Here is a 16,123-nt window from a genome sequence, read left to right as displayed (position 1 = left end):
CGAGTGATGGGTTTACGCCAGTTTCGGCTCCACCCAGCCGTTCTCCACCAGGTGCGCCAGCACGACCTCGACCGCCTCCGGCACGGTCATGGTGGTGGTGTCGATGGTCAACTCGGCGTTGCCGGGCTCCTCGTACGGGTCGTCGATCCCGGTCATCCCGCGCAGCTGCCCGGCACGTGCCCGGGCGTAGAGACCCTTGCGGTCCCGTCGCTCGCAGACCTCCAGCGGGGTGGCCACGTGCACCAGGACGAACCCGGCTCCGGCCTCCACCGCCATCCGGCGGGCCGCCGCGCGCGCCGCCTCGTACGGTGCGATCGGGCAGGCCACCGCCATGCCGCGGTGCCGGCCCACCTCGGCCGCGACCCAGCCGATCCGGCGCACGTTCGCGTCCCGGTCGGCCTTGCTGAAGCCGAGGCCGGCGGTCAGCTCGCGGCGCACCACGTCGCCGTCGAGCAGGGTGATGGTCCGGTCGCCGTTCTCCCGCATGGCGTCGGCCAGGTTGCGGGCGATCGTCGACTTGCCGGAGCCGGAGAGGCCGGTGAAGAAGACCACCAGGCCGCGGTGCCGGCGCGGCGGGCGAACCCGGGCCAGTTCCTTGGCGACGGCCGGCGGCGTGTGCCACTCGGGCAGCGGGAAACCGCGGTCCAGCAGGTCGTCGATCTCGGCCGGCGTCATCGCGAGACGGCGGTTGCGCGGCGGGATGTCGTCGCGCCAGCGCCACTGGCCGTCCCGGTTGTCGTACGCCAGCTCCCGGGGCACCAGCACCCGCACTCCGGCGCCGGAGAGGGTGTGCTCGGTGGAGAGGACGTGGGTCACTCCGTACGCCTGAGCGACCTTCGCGCGCAGCAACGCGTCACGCATCTCGTCGCCGCGGGTCAGCAACGGCACCGCCACGATCGTTGCCGGGGGCATCCGGTCGCGGGCCGCGAAGACCGAGCGGACCAGTGCCTCCGGTGGCAGGCCGTCCGGTCCGGGGCCGCTCACCGGGACAAGGATCAGCAGGTGCGCGGCGAGGGTCTTGGCCGCGTGCGCGATCTGCGCCAGCTGTGGCCGGTGCAGCGGCCGGTCGGCGATCACGCCGAGAACCCGGCCCGGCGGGAGCAGTGCGATCACCTCTTCCGGCGTACGCCTCAGGCGCTGGAACGGGCCGTGCCCGCCGTCGCCCATCCGGCGCACCTGGCCGCCGATGCCGAACCGGTTGACGCCCGTCTGCCAGGCGTCGGTCACCTCGATCGCTGCGACCGGTGCGCCCTCGGGGTCGGTCAGCACGACCGTGCGCCGCCGCGGATCACCAGGATCCAGCGTCTGTGCCAGCTCACCCGGGATCTCCAGCGTGACCGCGACCGGCCACGGCGTGCCGTCGGCCAGCCGGCCGGTGCGGGACAAAGACACCAGGTCAGCGCGTCCGAGAAAGCCGGTCAGCGGTGTGTAGGCACCGGAGAGCAGCAGTTCGAGGTCCGCCAACTCGTACGGACGTGGTGTGAAGGACGGAGCGTCCCTCAGCACGTCCTCGGGCAGTACCGAACCATTCACCTTCGCATCCCCCTGCTCCCGACTTGGGGGACAGTTTCGCAGCCTCGATCGAGTCGGTCGAGATGGGCTCACTACCTTCTGCGGATCTTCTTGACGAGAAGCCCGGCCGAGGCAGTGAAAACGACTTAAACCCAATAACGCATTATTTCGCGTCATTTCTGGACAAAATAGGGTGTTCGTTTGATACTGCGTGGTTGTGAGACTGACCCAACCCCGGCTAATGCATCTGGCAGCAATGATCACGGCCTTCGCCATGTCGGTGATCGTCACGCTCTCCTGGGCGTTCACCGGCGGCATCGACCAGCTCGGCCTGCGCGACAACCCACCCGGTGACCCCACGGTCAGCACCCCGATTGCCAGCGCCCCCGCTGCTGACGTGCCGATGCCCGGCATGCTGGCCCCTCTGGAGGCGCCGTACGCCCCGCTGCCGGACGGGTACGGCGGAATCGGCCCGGGCTCGGCCGGCGAGCCCGGCGCGGGCCTACGGCCGTTCCAGGCCCCCGTGCTGCGCGGAAACGACACCCAGGTGCGGGTACGGAACGCGGCCGACCGGGTCGAGGCGCGGCGCTGCCAGGCCGGCGCCAAACTCGTACCGACCTGCGGGGTGCTCTGGGGTGTCGCCCCGGGTGCCAAGACCGAGTCGCGGGGGCTTCAGGCGCTGCGCCAGTTCGAGCGCAAGACCGGGCGGCATCAGGCGGTGTTCCACGCGTACCACCGGGGGATCAACGGGGTCTTCCCGACCGAGCAGGAGATCTCGATCTCCCGGGAGCCGGGTCGCAAGCGGATCCTGCTGCTCAACTGGAAGCCGGAGAGCACGACCTGGGCCGGAATCGCGCGGGGCGATCGGCGTACCGATGCCTTTCTTGATCGTCTTGCTGTTCATCTGCGGAAGAACTATCGGGAACGGTTCTTCTTCGCGATCCATCACGAGGCCGAGGACCAGGTACGCGAGAGGCCCGGCTCCGGTTACACGGCTCGCGATTACGCGGCGATGTTCCGGCACGTGGTGAATCGGCTGCGGGCCAGGGGCGCGACCAACGTGGTGACCGTGCTGATCCACATGGCGTATGTCCCGCACACCACGAAGAGCTGGTTCACCCAGATGTACCCGGGCGACGACGTGGTCGACTGGATCGGGTTCGACACGTACTCGTACAGCGACCCCGGTTACGGTCACGGCGGCTTCGAGGAGCTGCTCAACCGCCGGTCGGCGAGCAAGCCCGGCTGGCCCGGCTTCTACAACTGGGTACGCGCGAAGCACCCCGGCAAACCGCTGATGGTCGCCGAGTGGGGTGTCTGGTTCTCGAAACGGAACCCGGGTCACATGGCCCGGTTCTACCGTGAGGTGGGCCGGGGGATCACCCGCTATCCAGGCATCAAGGCGATGGTGCACTTCGAGACCCCGCACAACCACAAGGGGCAGAACTCGTCGGTCGACAGCACCCCGGCCGCCCTGCGTGAATACCGCAAACTGGGCAAGTTGCCGGTCTTTCAGGTGGCGGTCGGTGGTTAGGTTTGCTGTGAGGAGCCTGAGAGACCCTGAGAGCGCTCAGGGTTACTTCCGGATCCATTGGGGTGCGATGCCTTTCTAGGCTGAGGCCGTGACCATCATCGCTACAGAGGCGCTGACCAAGACGTACGGCGGCGGGGTGACCGCCCTAGCCGACCTGACCGTCTCCGTCGATGCGGGAGTAATCGGGCTCGTCGGCGCCAACGGCGCCGGCAAGAGCACTTTCATCAAGATCATGCTGGGGCTGATCGCGCCCAGCTCGGGCTCGGTCCGGGTCTTCGACCTGGACCCGGTCGTCCAGACCGACCAGGTCCGTGCGCGCGTCGGATACATGCCGGAAAACGACTGCCTGCCACAGGACGTCTCGGCCGCCGAGTTCGTCACCCACCTGGGGCGGATGAGCGGGCTGCCTCGCACGGCAGCCCGCGAGCGCGCCTCCGAGGCGCTGCGCCACGTCGGGCTCTACGAGGAGCGGTACCGTCAGATCGGCGGTTACTCGACCGGCATGAAACAGCGGGTCAAGCTGGCCCAGGCGCTCGTGCACGACCCTGACCTGCTGCTGCTCGACGAGCCGACCAACGGCCTCGACCCGGCTGGCCGCGACGCCATGCTGGCGCTCATCCACCGCATCGGCACCGAGTTCGGCATCTCCGTGGTCGTCTGTTCGCACCTGCTCGGCGAGGTCGAGCGAATCTGCGATTCGCTCATCGCGATCGAAGGCGGCCGGCTGCTTCGCGCCGACCGCATCTCGAGCATGACCGAGGCCTCCGACGTTCTCGCGGTCGAGGTCAGCGAGGGTACGGACGAACTGGCCGCCGCTCTGAGTGAGAGGGGAATGGCCGTGACCCGCGACGGGCGGATGCTTCTCGTCCCGCTGGACTCGGACGCCGCTTACGACCAGATCCTGCGCGCGGTGAGCGATCTCGACCTGTCCCTGCACCGCCTGGACCAGCGCCGGCACCGGGTGGCCGAGCTCTTCACCACGAAGGAGACGGCCGATGTCTGAGACCGGCGTCATCCACGACATTGGATACCAGCGGTACGAAGGGCCACGGCTGGGCCGCGGCGCCGCCGTGCTCGCTCTCTACGTGCACGGCCTGCGTGCCTCGTTCGGCTTCGGCCGCTCGGCCAAGGCGAAGATCTTCCCCTGGATGGTGGCCGGCATCATGCTGCTGGTCGCGGTGATCCTGGCGGCCGTCCGCTCGCAGACCGGCCAGACGATCTTCACGTACGTGCAGTTCGACGACCAGATGGCCTGGCTGATCATCTTCTTCGTCGCGATCCTCGGGCCGGAGCTGATGTCCCGTGACATCGGGTCGAACACGCTGCCGCTCTACTTCAGCCGCCCGCTGCGCGCCGCCGATTACGTGGCTGCCAAGTTCGCCGCCATGGTGACCGCCGTCTGGCTGCTGCTCGGCGTACCGCAGCTGATCATGTTCCTGGGTGCCGCGTTCACCACCGACGACGGTGCGAAAGGCGTGTGGAACGAGTTCCTCGACCTGGCGCCCGGCTGGGGTTACAGCCTGCTCTGGGCGCTGCTGTTCAGCAGCATCGGCCTGCTGGTCGCGTCACTGACCGGCAAGCGGGCGTTCGCCGCCGGCGGCATCGTCGCGATCTTCCTGCTCACCACGCCCATCGTGGTGGTGCTCAGCGTGCTGCCGTCCAGCGCCGCCAACCACATGGCCGGGCTGGCCAGCCCGATGTCGCTGATCGCCGGCGTCGGCCAGTGGCTCTCCAACGAGCCGGAGAGCATGTCGGGCCTCGACCTCGGCCGCTTCGGCCCGATCTACGGCATCGAAGCGGTCTGTCTGATCGCCGCCTGCCTCCTGCTGCTGCTCGCCCGTTACCGGAAGGTGGCCGCGCTGTGACGACCGAAACTCTCACCCCCGAGACCAGCACCGGCACCGACGTGGTCAACCTGACGAACGTGACCCGCTGGTACGGCAACGTCGTCGCGGTCAACGACATCACCATGTCGCTGGGCAGCGGCGTGACCGGCCTGCTCGGGCCGAACGGCGCCGGCAAGACCACAGTGCTGCACATGATGGCCGGATTCCTGGCGCCGTCGCGCGGCACCGTCACCATCGACGGCAAGCCGACCTGGCGCAACCCGGCCGTCTACCGCGACCTCGGCCTGGTCACCGAGCGCGAGGCGGTCCACTCGTTCCTCACCGCCGAGCAGTTCGTGCTGGCCTGCGCCAAGATGCAGAAGCTGAAGGACCCGGCCGGCGCGGCCCGCAAGGCGCTGGAGCTGGTCGAGATGACCGGCGCCGCCAACCGGCGGATCGGCACGTTCTCCAAGGGCATGCGGCAGCGCACCCGGGTCGCCGCGGCGCTCGTGCACGACCCGCGGGTGCTGCTGCTCGACGAGCCGTTCAACGGCATGGACCCGCGTCAGCGGATGCACATGATGGAGCTGCTGCACTCGCTCGGCGACCGCGGCCACACCATCCTGTTCAGCTCGCACATCCTGGAAGAGGTCGAGCAGGTCGCCGGCCTGGTCCAGGTGATCGTGGCGGGCCGCCTCGCCGCCTCCGGCGACTACCGCAAGATCCGTCGCCTGATGACGAACCGGCCGCACGTGTTCGCCGTGCGCAGCTCCGACGACCGCCGGCTCGCGGTCGCGCTGATCGGCGAGAAATCGGTGAGCGGCATCGAGATGGAAGCCGGCGGCATGACCGTGCGGGCCTCCGACTACGGCAGCTTCACCCGCGCGCTGCCGCGTATCGCCCTGGAGCAGGGCATCCGGCTGCACAAGCTGGTGCCCTCCGACGAATCCCTGGAGAGCGTCTTCTCCTACCTGCTGGAGGCCTGATGTCGACCGTCGCACTCATCACGGCGCGCGGCCTCTTCGGCCGGCGCCGGGCACTGATCCTGCTGCCGCTGCCCCTGCTGCTCATCGGCCTGGCGGCGATCTGCCGGGCGTACGACCTGCCCGGCGACCAGTGGGGCGAAGCGGTCATCGTCGGCCTCGGCTTCGCCGTGGTGCTCCCGGTCGTCTCGCTGATCGTCGGCACCGGCGTCCTCGGCTCGGAGGTGGACGACGGCACGCTGGTCCACATCCTCACGAAGCCGTTGCCCCGCCGGGACATCATCCTGGCGAAATACGCGGTGGCCGCCGGTGCCTCCGCGGTGACCTCAGCCGTGCCGCTCTTCGTGGCCGGTGTCCTGGCCGACTCGGCCAAGTTCGGCGCGGCCCTGGCCGTGGCAGCGGTGGTCGGCGCGTTCGCGTACTCGGCCCTGTTCGTGCTGCTCAGCCTGGTGACCCGCCGCCCGGTGCTGCTCGGCCTGGTCTACATCCTGGTCTGGGAGGGCCTGCTGGGCCGCTTCCTGAGCGGCACCAGGGTCCTCTCCATCGAGCAGTACGTCATCACCATCGCCAACAAGATCAACCCCTCGACGATCCTCGACTCCGAGGTCGGCCTGGGCACAGCGGTAATCATGAGCGCGGTCTTCGTGGTCGGCTGCACCCTGGCCGCCATCAACCGCCTGGGCAGCTTCAGCCTCGCCGGCGAAACCAGCTGAACCCGAGATCTTGAGCGATCTGCCGCCCCTGTGACGCTGGCAGATCGCTCGAGATCTCCCGCTGGTGATCTAGGCGTCCGACAACTAGGCTTATGACGCTTGTTGTCGGTGGTCGGGGGTCATCAGCGTTGAACAGCAACGTTCATCAGGGCCTGCACGGTGAAGGTTTCATTCATGCTCTGGCATGCGCGGGCGGCTTCACGACAGCACGGATGAACCTGGACCTGGACGGAGTCGACTGGCAGATCGCCCACCCGGGGCCACGCGGCTCACTCCGATCACCCCGGATCGAGGTCCAGGTCAAGTCGTCATCCGGGCCGGTGCTCAGAGACGCGATCATCCTGCAAAGGCTTCAGGTCAGCCACTACAACCATCTCGCCGGCTCCGGATTTCAGGTCCCGAGATTCCTGGCTGTGGTCGTCGTTCCTTCGGACGCCGCCGACTACGCAGTCTGTACCAATGAGCACATGCGGCTGTCGACCGCCGCAAACTGGCTCTCATTGGCGGACCGGGAGATCCTCCCGACCGGCGAAGGTTCTCCGGGCAGCGTTCTGGTCGAGGTTCCTCTGCGCAACCTGTTGACGGTGAAAGCACTCGGGCACCTGCTGACCGGCGACCTGGAAGGAGCGGCGCAATGATCCGGGCTCACGTCACCGACCAGGCCGCCCTCGCGGCGCGGTCGCCGTCGGAGCTTGCGATGTACCTGCGGGCCAATGACTGGGTGATCCGTGACCGCGATGGCGGCGGAATTCACTGGGTGAAATCGGTCGGCGGCGACGAATTCGAAGCTCTGCAGCCGCAGGATTCGAGCCTGCGGGATTACGCCCTGAGGGTCCGGGATCTGCTCTCCGTGCTGGCGCTGACCGAGGACCGTTCCGAGTTGGACGTGCTCGGTGACATCTCCACGGTGTCAGCTGATGTGCACTCGGTCCGGACGTTCCCTGCGGACCGGGCTCCCGGAACCATCGGTTTGGATGACGGGGTCCAGGCCTTCGAGAGCCTCCGGAACCTGGTCGCCGCCGCGGCGTCGGCGGTGAGCGCGGAGCAGCCTCGTGCGGTCCACCCAGCCCGGAAAACGGCGGAGGTGCTGCGGTTCCTGCGCGAGGTCCGGATCGGCTCGCCGTCAGAGGGAAGCTTTGTCCTGTCGGTGCACACACCGGTGCCTCCGAGGCTTTCATCGCAGCAGGCGACCTTCTTCGACGACGAGGTCTCCGATGCGTTGGAGCCCGCCGAGCCGTTCGAGCGGCAGGTCTCCCTCAAGCTGTACGACGCCGTGCGCGCAGCGCACACCGCCGCGGGCGATGCCCTGATGACCGCTGACGGACTCGATGGCTTCACTCAGGCGGTCCCGGCAGGCGTCAGCGCCAACCTGTGTGAGGCTCTGGTGGGACTCGGCGGCGAGGCCGGCCATGCGTTCGAGGTCGCACTCCGGCTGGCTCCCTCGCGACCGATGCGGGCGCGGCAGTTGCGGCCCATCCGATTTCGGCGGGATCACCTGCCGGTGCTGGAGTCGGCGGCGCAGGAACTGCGGGAGCGCGTGCCCGATGAGGATGTGCTGGTCACCGGTCATGTCGTCCGGCTGCACCGAGAGGGAACCGGCTCCGGGGAGATCAGTGTGTCGGGCACGATCGACGATGATGAACGGCTTCGCCGGGTCTGGATGAATCTGCCGGACACCGATTACTCCATGGCGACCCGCGCCCACGAGGAGATGCAGCCGGTTTCCGTTCGCGGTGACCTGGTGCGACGCGGGACTCGGCTCTATCTGACCAATCCGTCGAGGCTGCAGGCCGCGCCTGACCTGGAGCGATGAGACAGAGACGGCCGGGGCACACCGTGCCCCGGCCGTCGCGGTGAATCGGAAGTGATCAGCCGGTGTTGCGCATGCCGGCGGCGATGCCGTTGACGGTGGTGAGGAGGGCTCGTTCCAGGGCCGTCGAGTCGGACGGGCCTCGGCGGGCGCCCGGGGCGGTCGGCATCTGGCGGCCGGCTTCGCCGAGTTCGCGGTACTGGCGGAGCAGCGCGACCTGGAGGTGGTGCAGCGGCTCCAGGTACGTGTCGCGGACGCCCAGGGTGCGGTTCAGCTCCGGCTGGGACGACAGCAGCTCGGTGTGGCCGGTGATGGCGAGGACCTCTTGGACGGTCAGCTCGTACTCGCGCTCGATCGAGTTGAAGATCGGGTGGAGTTCTTCGGGGACCAGGGTCTCGACGTACCGGCGGGCGATCGACAGGTCGGTCTTGGCCAGCATCATCTCGACGTTCGAGAGGAACGTGCGGAAGAACTGCCAGTTCTCGTGCATCGCGTCGAGTTCGCCGCCCTGGCCGGCCGCGCGGACCGCGGCGAGGCCGGTGCCGACGCCGAACCAGCCGGGGACGATCTGGCGGGTCTGCGTCCAGCCGAACACCCACGGGATGGCCCGCAGGCCGCTCAGGCCGGCGTCCGCGTTGGGGCGCTTCGCCGGGCGGGAGCCGATGTTCAGGGCGCCGAGCAGCTCGGTCGGCGTGGCCGCCCAGAAGTACGCGGCCAGGTTCGGGTCCTCGACGAGCGTGCGGTACTGGGCGAACGCCGCGTCGGAGGCGGTGTCCATGACCGCGTCCCAGACCTTCAGGCGCACCGGGTCGACCTGGATGTTGGTGTGCAGCAGGGTCGCCTGGAGCACGGCCGCGACGGTGAGCTCCAGGTTTTCCCGGGCCAGCGCGGGCACCGTGTACTTGTCGGAGATGACCTCGCCCTGCTCGGTCACCTTGATGGCGCCGTCCAGGGTGCCGTACGGCTGAGCCAGGATCGCCTCGTGCGTGGGACCGCCACCACGGCCGACCGTGCCGCCCCGGCCGTGGAAGAGGCGCAGCCGGACACCGTGCCGGGCGGCCACGTCACGCAGCGACCGCTGCGCCTTGTGGATCCGCCACTGGCTCGTGGTGATACCGGCCTCCTTGTTGGAGTCCGAATATCCGAGCATGACCTCTTGCACGTCGCCGCGGGCCCGGACGATCTCCCGGTACGCCGGCAGCGACAGCATCTCGTCGAGCAGGTCACCACCGGCGTCGAGCTCGGCCGGCGTCTCCAGCAGCGGCACGATGTTGACCCGCGCGCGACCGGTGTGGATGTCGACGAGACCGGCCTCGCGGGCCAGCACGGCCGCCGCGAGCACGTCGTCGACGCCGAGGGTCATCGAGATGATGTACGTCTCGATCACGTCCGGGCCGAAGGTGTCCTGCGCTTCGCGGATCGTGTGGAACACGTCGAAGGTCTTGCGCGCCGAGTCGGTGAGCGGGGTGTCGGCGCTGGAGAGCGGCCGCCGCCCGGTCAGCTCGGTGGCGAGCAGCTTGGTGCGCTCGGCCCGGTCCAGCGTCGCGTAATCGTCGATCTCGCCGACCTGCGTGTACATCTGCTGGAGCACCTCGTGGTGCTTCTCGGCGTGCTCACGCACGTCGAGGGTGGCCAGCTGGAGGCCGAACGCGGAGGCCTGCCGGATCGCGGTGGAGACGATGCCGATGGCCGGGAGCTGACCGGAGTTGCGGGCCAGCGAGGCACGCATCAGCTCCAGGTCGGAGATCAGCTCGTCGCTGCCGAGGTAGTCGCGGCCGGGCACGTGCGGGGTGTTGTTCGTGAGGCGGGCCCGGGTGTTCGCCAGCTTCGCCTTGATCGAGCGGACCTTGAGCCGGTACGGCTCCTCGGCGTTGACCCGGCGGAACCGGTCGGCGATCTCCGGCAGGTTGTCCATGTCCTGCGCGAGGCTCGCGGAGAGGTCCAGCGAGACGCCACGAAGCCGGCGGGAGACGCTCAGCTCGTCGATCAGCTTGTCCATGGCCCGCTCGGTGGCCTGGATGCCGTGCTCATGCTGGATCAGCAGGACGTCGCGGGTGACCTTCGGCGTGACGAACGGGTTGCCGTCGCGGTCACCGCCGATCCAGGTGCCGAACGTGAGCGGCCGCGAGGTGGGCGCCGTCTCCACGCCGAGCCGGCGCAGCGTCTCGGCCAGGTCGTCGAGGACCTGCGGCGCCGCTTCGGCGTACAGATCCTTGAGGTAGTAGACCGCGTTGCGGGCCTCGTCGGTCGGGTCCGGCCGGTCCAGGCGCAGCTCGTCGGTCTGCCAGAGCAGGTCGATCAGCTCGGCGAACCGCTTCGTGGAGACCGTCGTGTCGGTCGCGCCGTACAGCGCGGCGGCGGCGGACTCGGCGTCGAGCGAGTCGGCGACCTGGCGCAGTTTCGACAGGATCGAGCGGCGGGCGGCCTCGGTCGGGTGCGCGGTGAAGACCGGGCGGACGGCGAGGCGGCGGGCGGCCGCGGCGATCTCGTCGGCGGGCACACCCTTCTCAGCGATCCGCTCGGCGGCCTGGTCCAGCCAGCCACCGTCGCGGGCGCGACGCCGCTGCAGGTCACGGGCGCGGTGCACCTGCTCGGTGATGTTCGCGAGGTGGAAGTACGTGGAGAAGGCGCGTGCCAGTTTCGTACCGGTGGTGATGTCCATGGCCGAGAGCCGGTCGGCGGCGGCGCGGGCGTCCTGGCGGACCAGCGCGCGGATCTCCTCGACCAGGTCGAGGAGGGGCCGGCCTTCCTGGCGAGCCAGGGTTTGACCGAGCAGCGTGCCGATCCGGCGGATGTCGGCACGGAGTGCTGCGTCGGAACCCTCTCGATCGAGATGGGCAGGCTGCTCTGTCATCGGGGCGCTCCTTAGACTCAGGTGGCTCCAGGACGGCGCTGTCCCGACTTCGCCGATCGTATCGGCGTACCCCCGACCGGGGGCGGATTGAGTCAAGAGTCTCATGCGTGGTTCGGGCTCGTGCCATCACCTGGCAAGTGCGAAGGCATACGCCGGGTACCACTGACCTGCGCGCGGGGCTCCGGCGCCACAGGCGCCGTCCGACTCTCCAGGCCGTTTCACCCAGAGGTACGCGTCAACGAGCGGGTGCCCGGTGTTCATCGTCGGAGCGGCGCCCAACCGGCGGCCGGGCGGATTGCACCAGCGTCGTTCGGCGCTGCCCCGTTTCAGCGGTCCGGCGCCGTTGCGGCTCGTGTCGACCACGAAGTGCCGGCCGCCGAGCAGACGGGAGAGCTCATTCCCGTACCCGAGATTGTCGGTTGTGGTCTGGAAGTTGGCGACGTTGAGCGCGAGTCCGTGCGCGCGCATCGCGCCGGCGCTGCGCAGAGCGGGAGCGATGCGCGCGGCCGGGACCCATCCGGGGTTGCCGGCGTCGAGGTAGACGCGCACGCCGGGCTGGGTGCGCAGCGTCGCGACCGCCCAGCTCAGCAGCGCGAGACGCTGCTGAGCAGCCTTCCCTTTGAGGCAGCCGCGAACCGTGTGGGCGACCGCGTCCGGTTCGAGGATCACCAGCGCGCGCGTGTTGCGCATCGCGAGGGTCAAGGCCGAGACCCATCTTTTGTACGCGTCAGCGCTGCTCGCGCCACCCCGGGAGTGATTCGAGCAGTCCCGCTGCGGGATGTAGTAGAGGGCGAGCACCGGCGTCCGGCCGGCCTGGGTCGCGGCGACGACGAGCCGCCGGGCCCGGTCGGCATATCCCGGCGCCGAGTCGGTGAACCAGGTGGCGGCCGGCCGGTCCGCGATCCGCCGGATGATCGCCGCGTCGGCCCGCCGGCCGGCTCGTTCCAGCCGGTGGACGTAGGTGGCGGCGGCGCCCTGCGGGTCGACGTAGAGCGGCGGGGTGCCGATGGTCGCCGCCTCCGGTACCCGGACCGCCGGCGCCGGTTCACGGTCCTTGAGCAGGACCCCGGTCGCCACCAGCGCCAGAGCGGCGATCATCGCGGCACGGCGGCGACGACCGGTCACCTTGAGGTGCCGGGGCATGAATCAGCGCACCCGCACCCAGCGAGCCACCGACGGCACACCCTTGTCGTCCACGAGGAACAGCATGTACCACCCAGAGGGCACCAAACCGGCCTTTTCCGGAACGGTCACCTCCACGGCGGCGGCCGAGCGCTTCAGGGGGAGCGCGACGGACCGCTGATCGGTATCGGTCACGTGGGTGACCGAGCTCGGCTTGAGCAGCCGGGCCGTGGCGATCCGGGCGGTGTCCGGCGTGCTGAACCGGGCCTTTCCGCCGCGGGTGAGCTCCGCCGGGCCGCCGGTCACGACCGGTCGTTTGCCGCCGAAGAGGTACGGCGGGCTGAACACCTCGATGCGCTGCTCGAACGTTCCGGCGTTCTTGCCGGTCCGGTCGTAGAGCGGGTCGCCACCCATGGTGATCACCCGGCCGTCCGGCAGCAGGATCGCCTCGGAGTGGTAATTGCGGCCCACTGTGGATTCGGCAGTCGTGACGAACGCGTTGTCGGCCGGCCGGTAGATCTGCGAGTTGAACAGGTCGCTGCGCTCACGCCCCCGGTACTTCCCGCCCCGATAGCCGGAGGATCCGCCGGTGGTGAGCACGGTGTCGTCGGGCAGCACGACCGTGGACAGGTACCGGGCGGGCCGCGGCAGGTCCGGGCCGGGCAGGTACGCGGGCGACTTCACATCCAGATCAACGATCGCGGTACGCCCCGTGGACTCCTCCGACTCGCCGATTCCACCCCCGCCGAGCAGCATCACCTTCTGGTCCTGTGCCGGCGGCAGCATCACCGACGAGCTTGTCTCGGTCATCCGCGGGTCACGCAGGCCGGGCACCTCACGGAACCTGTTGCGCTTCACGTCCCAGATCCCCGGCGTGCGGCCCTCGGTGTCCGAGCCGTACCCGGAGTTGGAACCGGAGTAGAAGACCTTCCCGTCGGCCATCAGGTGCAGGCCCGGATAGGTGGGGAAGTACCGCTTCAACTCGGGCGCGGCCACCCAGCGCTTCTCCCGCGGCAGGTACCGCTCGTTGCGGCCGGGCAGGATCCGGCCGAACTCGTCCAGGCCGGAGACGGCGAGGATGTCGCCGCCGGTGAGCCCGACCAGGGTCGGGTACCAGCGATGGTCGCTCATGTCCCCGGTGCGGACGTACTTCTCCTGGACCGGGTCGAACTCGTACGACGTCTTGTCGCCGCCGTACTCCTGCTTCTCCCGGGTGATCTTGTCGGCGACGCCGTACAGGTTGCGGGCGTCGGTGCCGGACAGCCCCTGGAGGGTGTACTGGGCCGGCTCGCGGACGATCGCGCGGTCACCCTTGATCACGGCGTCCACCCAGACCTCGGCCTCACCGGCGTGGACCATCGTGGTGCCACCGTGCGTCATCTTCTTCGCGGCCGGAACTGTCACATCGGTACGGGTCCGGTAGACGTACCCGGTGGCCGAGACCAGCGGCGTTCCCTTCGCGAACTCGCGGGGCCCGCCGTCCGGGGACTCGTTCTTGATCTTCATGACGCCGGCCGGGTGCTCGACGTCGGCTTCGAGCACCTCGTACGACTTCGTACCGCCGGCGATCAGCAGATTGCCGTTCGGCAGGAACGTGTGACCGGCGCAGAAGACGTCGGTCGGCGTCTCCACCTCGGTGAACTTCTCGGAGGCCGGGTCGTAGATCACTGTCCGGAACGACTCCTCCTCGAACGCGTCCCGGTTGTTGCCGCTGCCCGCGACGATCAGCACCTTGCCGGTGTGCAGCAGCGCGGCGTGGATGGCGTTGACCCGGAACCCGTGCGGCACCGAGAGCCGAGCCCAATGCCCGAACTTCTCTTTGTACGCCTGACGGTTGATCTGGTACGTGTGCAGCGCCTCGGAGCCGGCCGCGACCATCGGCCGGTTGGCCACCACGACGACTGCCAGCACCACCAGCGTGGCCAGACCGCTCACCAGACGGCGAACGAGGGTGGGACGCGAGCGGGGCTTCATGCGGGCGGCTCCTTTGCACGGTTGATCAACCAGATGAGGGTGGGTGCCAGGCAGATGACGAGGTTGAGGGCGGGCCACGCGTACATGGCCGGGTCGACGTTGTCGAGGAACGGCGCGACGACCAGCAGCGCGGTGTAGAGACCGGCCCAGCGCAGGCCCGGCCCGAACGTGGCGAGCCGGTCCGGGCTGGCCGAGTCGCCTTTCGGCGTGACCACGAACCCGGAACGCCGGCGCAGCACCGCGCTGATGAACGACGAGACGTACACCGGTGTGCACAACGTGGACGCCAGCATCCCGGCGAGGCCGGATGAGCCGGAGCCTTCGTGCGGGCTCACGTTGTGCCGCCGGTTGAACAGGTAGAGCCCGACCTGGAAGAGCGCAGCGTCCACATAGAGCATCAGCCAGACCGACTGCGGCACCTGCACGCCCTTGGCGCCGAGCAGCAGGAAGCAGGCCGCGTTCAGCGCGCCGAGCAACCAGGCCGCCGCGGTCAGCGGGTAATACGACATCAGCAGCGTGTAGTGCAGCGCCCGAGCGGGTCCGAGGTGCCAGACGATCCGGGCGAAACGGCGTACCGCCACCTCGTCGGTGCCCTGTGCCCAGCGGTGCTGCTGGGTGAAGTAATCGGTCCAGGACGACGGTCCCTCGCCGACGGCCAGCACGTCCGGGGTGTAGACCGAGCGCCAGCGTTTGCCGCTCGCCGGGTTGCGGGTCGCGTGAATCCGCAGGCTGGTCGCCATGTCCTCGGTGATCGAGTCCTGGAGACCGCCGATCGATTGCAATGCTTTGATCCGGACCGCGTTGTTCGTGCCGACCAGCATGGCGATCCCGCGCCGGTTGCCGGCCCGCTGCAGCAGCGAGTGGAACAGGTACTGCTGCGACTCGGCCCAGCGGGTCACCAGGTTGTCGTAGTTGCCGTAGATCTGCGGTCCGACAACGAACGCCACGTCCGGGTCGCGGAAGTACCCGAGCAGCCGCTCGCAGAAGTTCGGCTGCGGCACGTGGTCCGGGTCGACCGAGACGAAGACGTCGTACTCGTCGCCGTTCGCGTCCAGCCAGGCGTTGTAGTTGCCGTGCTTGGTCTTCGCCTTGAACGCGCCGGTGCGGGTGTTGTAGTCGTCGCGCCCGCGCCGGGAGAAGTGCCGCACACCCAGCCGCTTGCACATGAGCTTGACCACCGGGTCGTCGCCCTCGTCGAGCAGCCACACGTCGAACGTGCCGCCGTACCGGATCTTCCGGGCCGCACGCAGGGTCTTCTCCACCATCGCGATCGGCTCCTTGCCGGGCACGATCGTGGTGAGGAACGCGACCCGGGTGGCGGTGTCCGGCACGACCGGGGCCGGATCACGGGCCCAGAGCGTTGCGAAACAGAGCGCCACCACGTTGACCAGACGGAACAGCTCGATCGTCGCGGTCGCGCCGATCATGAACAGGGTCGCGGCGTACAGCATCGTCTGCAGCCGCTGGTCGGGCAGCTCGATCGAGGTGAGCAGCCATCCGAAGAACGTGCTCTCGAAAGCGAACGCGAACAGCGTGATCAGGACTGTCCGGATCGGACGGCGGCGAGCCATCCGGCGCATCTGGACCCGGTAGTCGTCCGGCGGTTCCGGGTCGGCCGGCCCGGCGAGGACGCTGTACGCGCTGTACTCGTACTGCGCGTTGAACAGCAGGGTGCTGCCGAGCTCGTCGTCCGGCATGACCGCGCGGCCGGTGGGCGGCCGCTGAGCGGGAACGCTGTTCTTGGTGTGGGCAGGACTGTTCGCCCCGGAATCCGGGGTGTGCAGCAAACTCATCC

General features: G+C 69.0%; 12 protein-coding genes. 7 read left to right on the top strand and 5 right to left on the bottom strand.

All coding sequences use genetic code 11. The features are described from left to right. Positions 1-12 precede the first annotated feature (12 nt). Entirely contained in the window at positions 13-1,533 is a 1,521-nt protein-coding gene (gene cysC / locus B0I29_RS08840) for an adenylyl-sulfate kinase (protein WP_111648394.1), read from the bottom strand. A 220-nt stretch (positions 1,534-1,753) separates the two neighbouring features. Between cysC and B0I29_RS08835 the strand changes: the two genes are divergently transcribed. The 7 genes from B0I29_RS08835 to B0I29_RS08805 all read left to right on the top strand — a co-directional run bounded on the left by B0I29_RS08835 (position 1,754) and on the right by B0I29_RS08805 (position 8,381). Continuing rightward, on the top strand, positions 1,754-3,046 hold the full coding sequence (locus B0I29_RS08835) for a glycoside hydrolase family 26 protein (RefSeq protein WP_245972355.1): 1,293 nt from the start codon (positions 1,754-1,756) through the stop codon (positions 3,044-3,046). 88 nt (positions 3,047-3,134) lie between these two features. Next, the gene (locus tag B0I29_RS08830) at positions 3,135-4,049 is read left to right on the top strand and encodes an ABC transporter ATP-binding protein (protein WP_111648392.1); all 915 of its coding nucleotides are present in this window, start codon (positions 3,135-3,137) and stop codon (positions 4,047-4,049) included. Continuing rightward, positions 4,042-4,911: an ABC transporter permease gene (locus tag B0I29_RS08825; protein WP_111648391.1), complete on the top strand. Its 870-nt coding sequence runs from the start codon at positions 4,042-4,044 to the stop codon at positions 4,909-4,911. Before B0I29_RS08830 ends, B0I29_RS08825 begins: the two co-directional genes overlap by 8 nt. Then, the gene (locus B0I29_RS08820; protein ID WP_111648390.1) at positions 4,908-5,858 is read left to right on the top strand and encodes an ABC transporter ATP-binding protein; all 951 of its coding nucleotides are present in this window, start codon (positions 4,908-4,910) and stop codon (positions 5,856-5,858) included. The genes B0I29_RS08825 and B0I29_RS08820 overlap by 4 nt, the downstream gene beginning before the upstream one ends. Beyond that, on the top strand, positions 5,858-6,568 hold the full coding sequence (locus tag B0I29_RS08815; RefSeq protein ID WP_111648389.1) for an ABC transporter permease: 711 nt from the start codon (positions 5,858-5,860) through the stop codon (positions 6,566-6,568). Before B0I29_RS08820 ends, B0I29_RS08815 begins: the two co-directional genes overlap by 1 nt. A 92-nt stretch (positions 6,569-6,660) precedes the next feature. Further along, on the top strand, positions 6,661-7,206 hold the full coding sequence (locus tag B0I29_RS08810; protein ID WP_245972353.1) for a DUF4365 domain-containing protein: 546 nt from the start codon (positions 6,661-6,663) through the stop codon (positions 7,204-7,206). Continuing rightward, positions 7,203-8,381, top strand: a complete 1,179-nt coding sequence (locus B0I29_RS08805; protein WP_111648387.1) for a hypothetical protein — start codon at positions 7,203-7,205, stop codon at positions 8,379-8,381. The genes B0I29_RS08810 and B0I29_RS08805 overlap by 4 nt, the downstream gene beginning before the upstream one ends. 55 nt (positions 8,382-8,436) lie before the next feature. On the opposite strand, the gene ppc is transcribed toward B0I29_RS08805, so the two are convergent. The 4 genes from ppc to B0I29_RS08785 form a co-directional block, all read right to left on the bottom strand. Next, a complete protein-coding gene (gene ppc, locus B0I29_RS08800) occupies positions 8,437-11,232 on the bottom strand; it encodes a phosphoenolpyruvate carboxylase (protein WP_111648386.1) in 2,796 nt (931 codons plus the stop codon). A 126-nt stretch (positions 11,233-11,358) separates the two neighbouring features. Then, the gene (locus tag B0I29_RS08795) at positions 11,359-12,375 is read right to left on the bottom strand and encodes a glycoside hydrolase family 6 protein (protein ID WP_111648385.1); all 1,017 of its coding nucleotides are present in this window, start codon (positions 12,373-12,375) and stop codon (positions 11,359-11,361) included. A gap of 3 nt (positions 12,376-12,378) precedes the next feature. Next, positions 12,379-14,328: a radical copper oxidase GlxA gene (gene glxA, locus B0I29_RS08790; RefSeq protein ID WP_111648384.1), complete on the bottom strand. Its 1,950-nt coding sequence runs from the start codon at positions 14,326-14,328 to the stop codon at positions 12,379-12,381. Then, entirely contained in the window at positions 14,325-16,121 is a 1,797-nt protein-coding gene (locus B0I29_RS08785; protein WP_245972351.1) for a glycosyltransferase family 2 protein, read from the bottom strand. The genes glxA and B0I29_RS08785 overlap by 4 nt, the downstream gene beginning before the upstream one ends. Between the last annotated feature and the right edge of the window lie 2 nt (positions 16,122-16,123).

Origin of the sequence: Actinoplanes lutulentus (assembly GCF_003259845.1) — a bacterium.
Lineage (GTDB): Bacteria > Actinomycetota > Actinomycetes > Mycobacteriales > Micromonosporaceae > Actinoplanes > Actinoplanes lutulentus.
The sequence above is the reverse complement of the archived record's forward strand: the minus strand, read 5'-3'. Positions and strand labels throughout refer to the sequence as shown.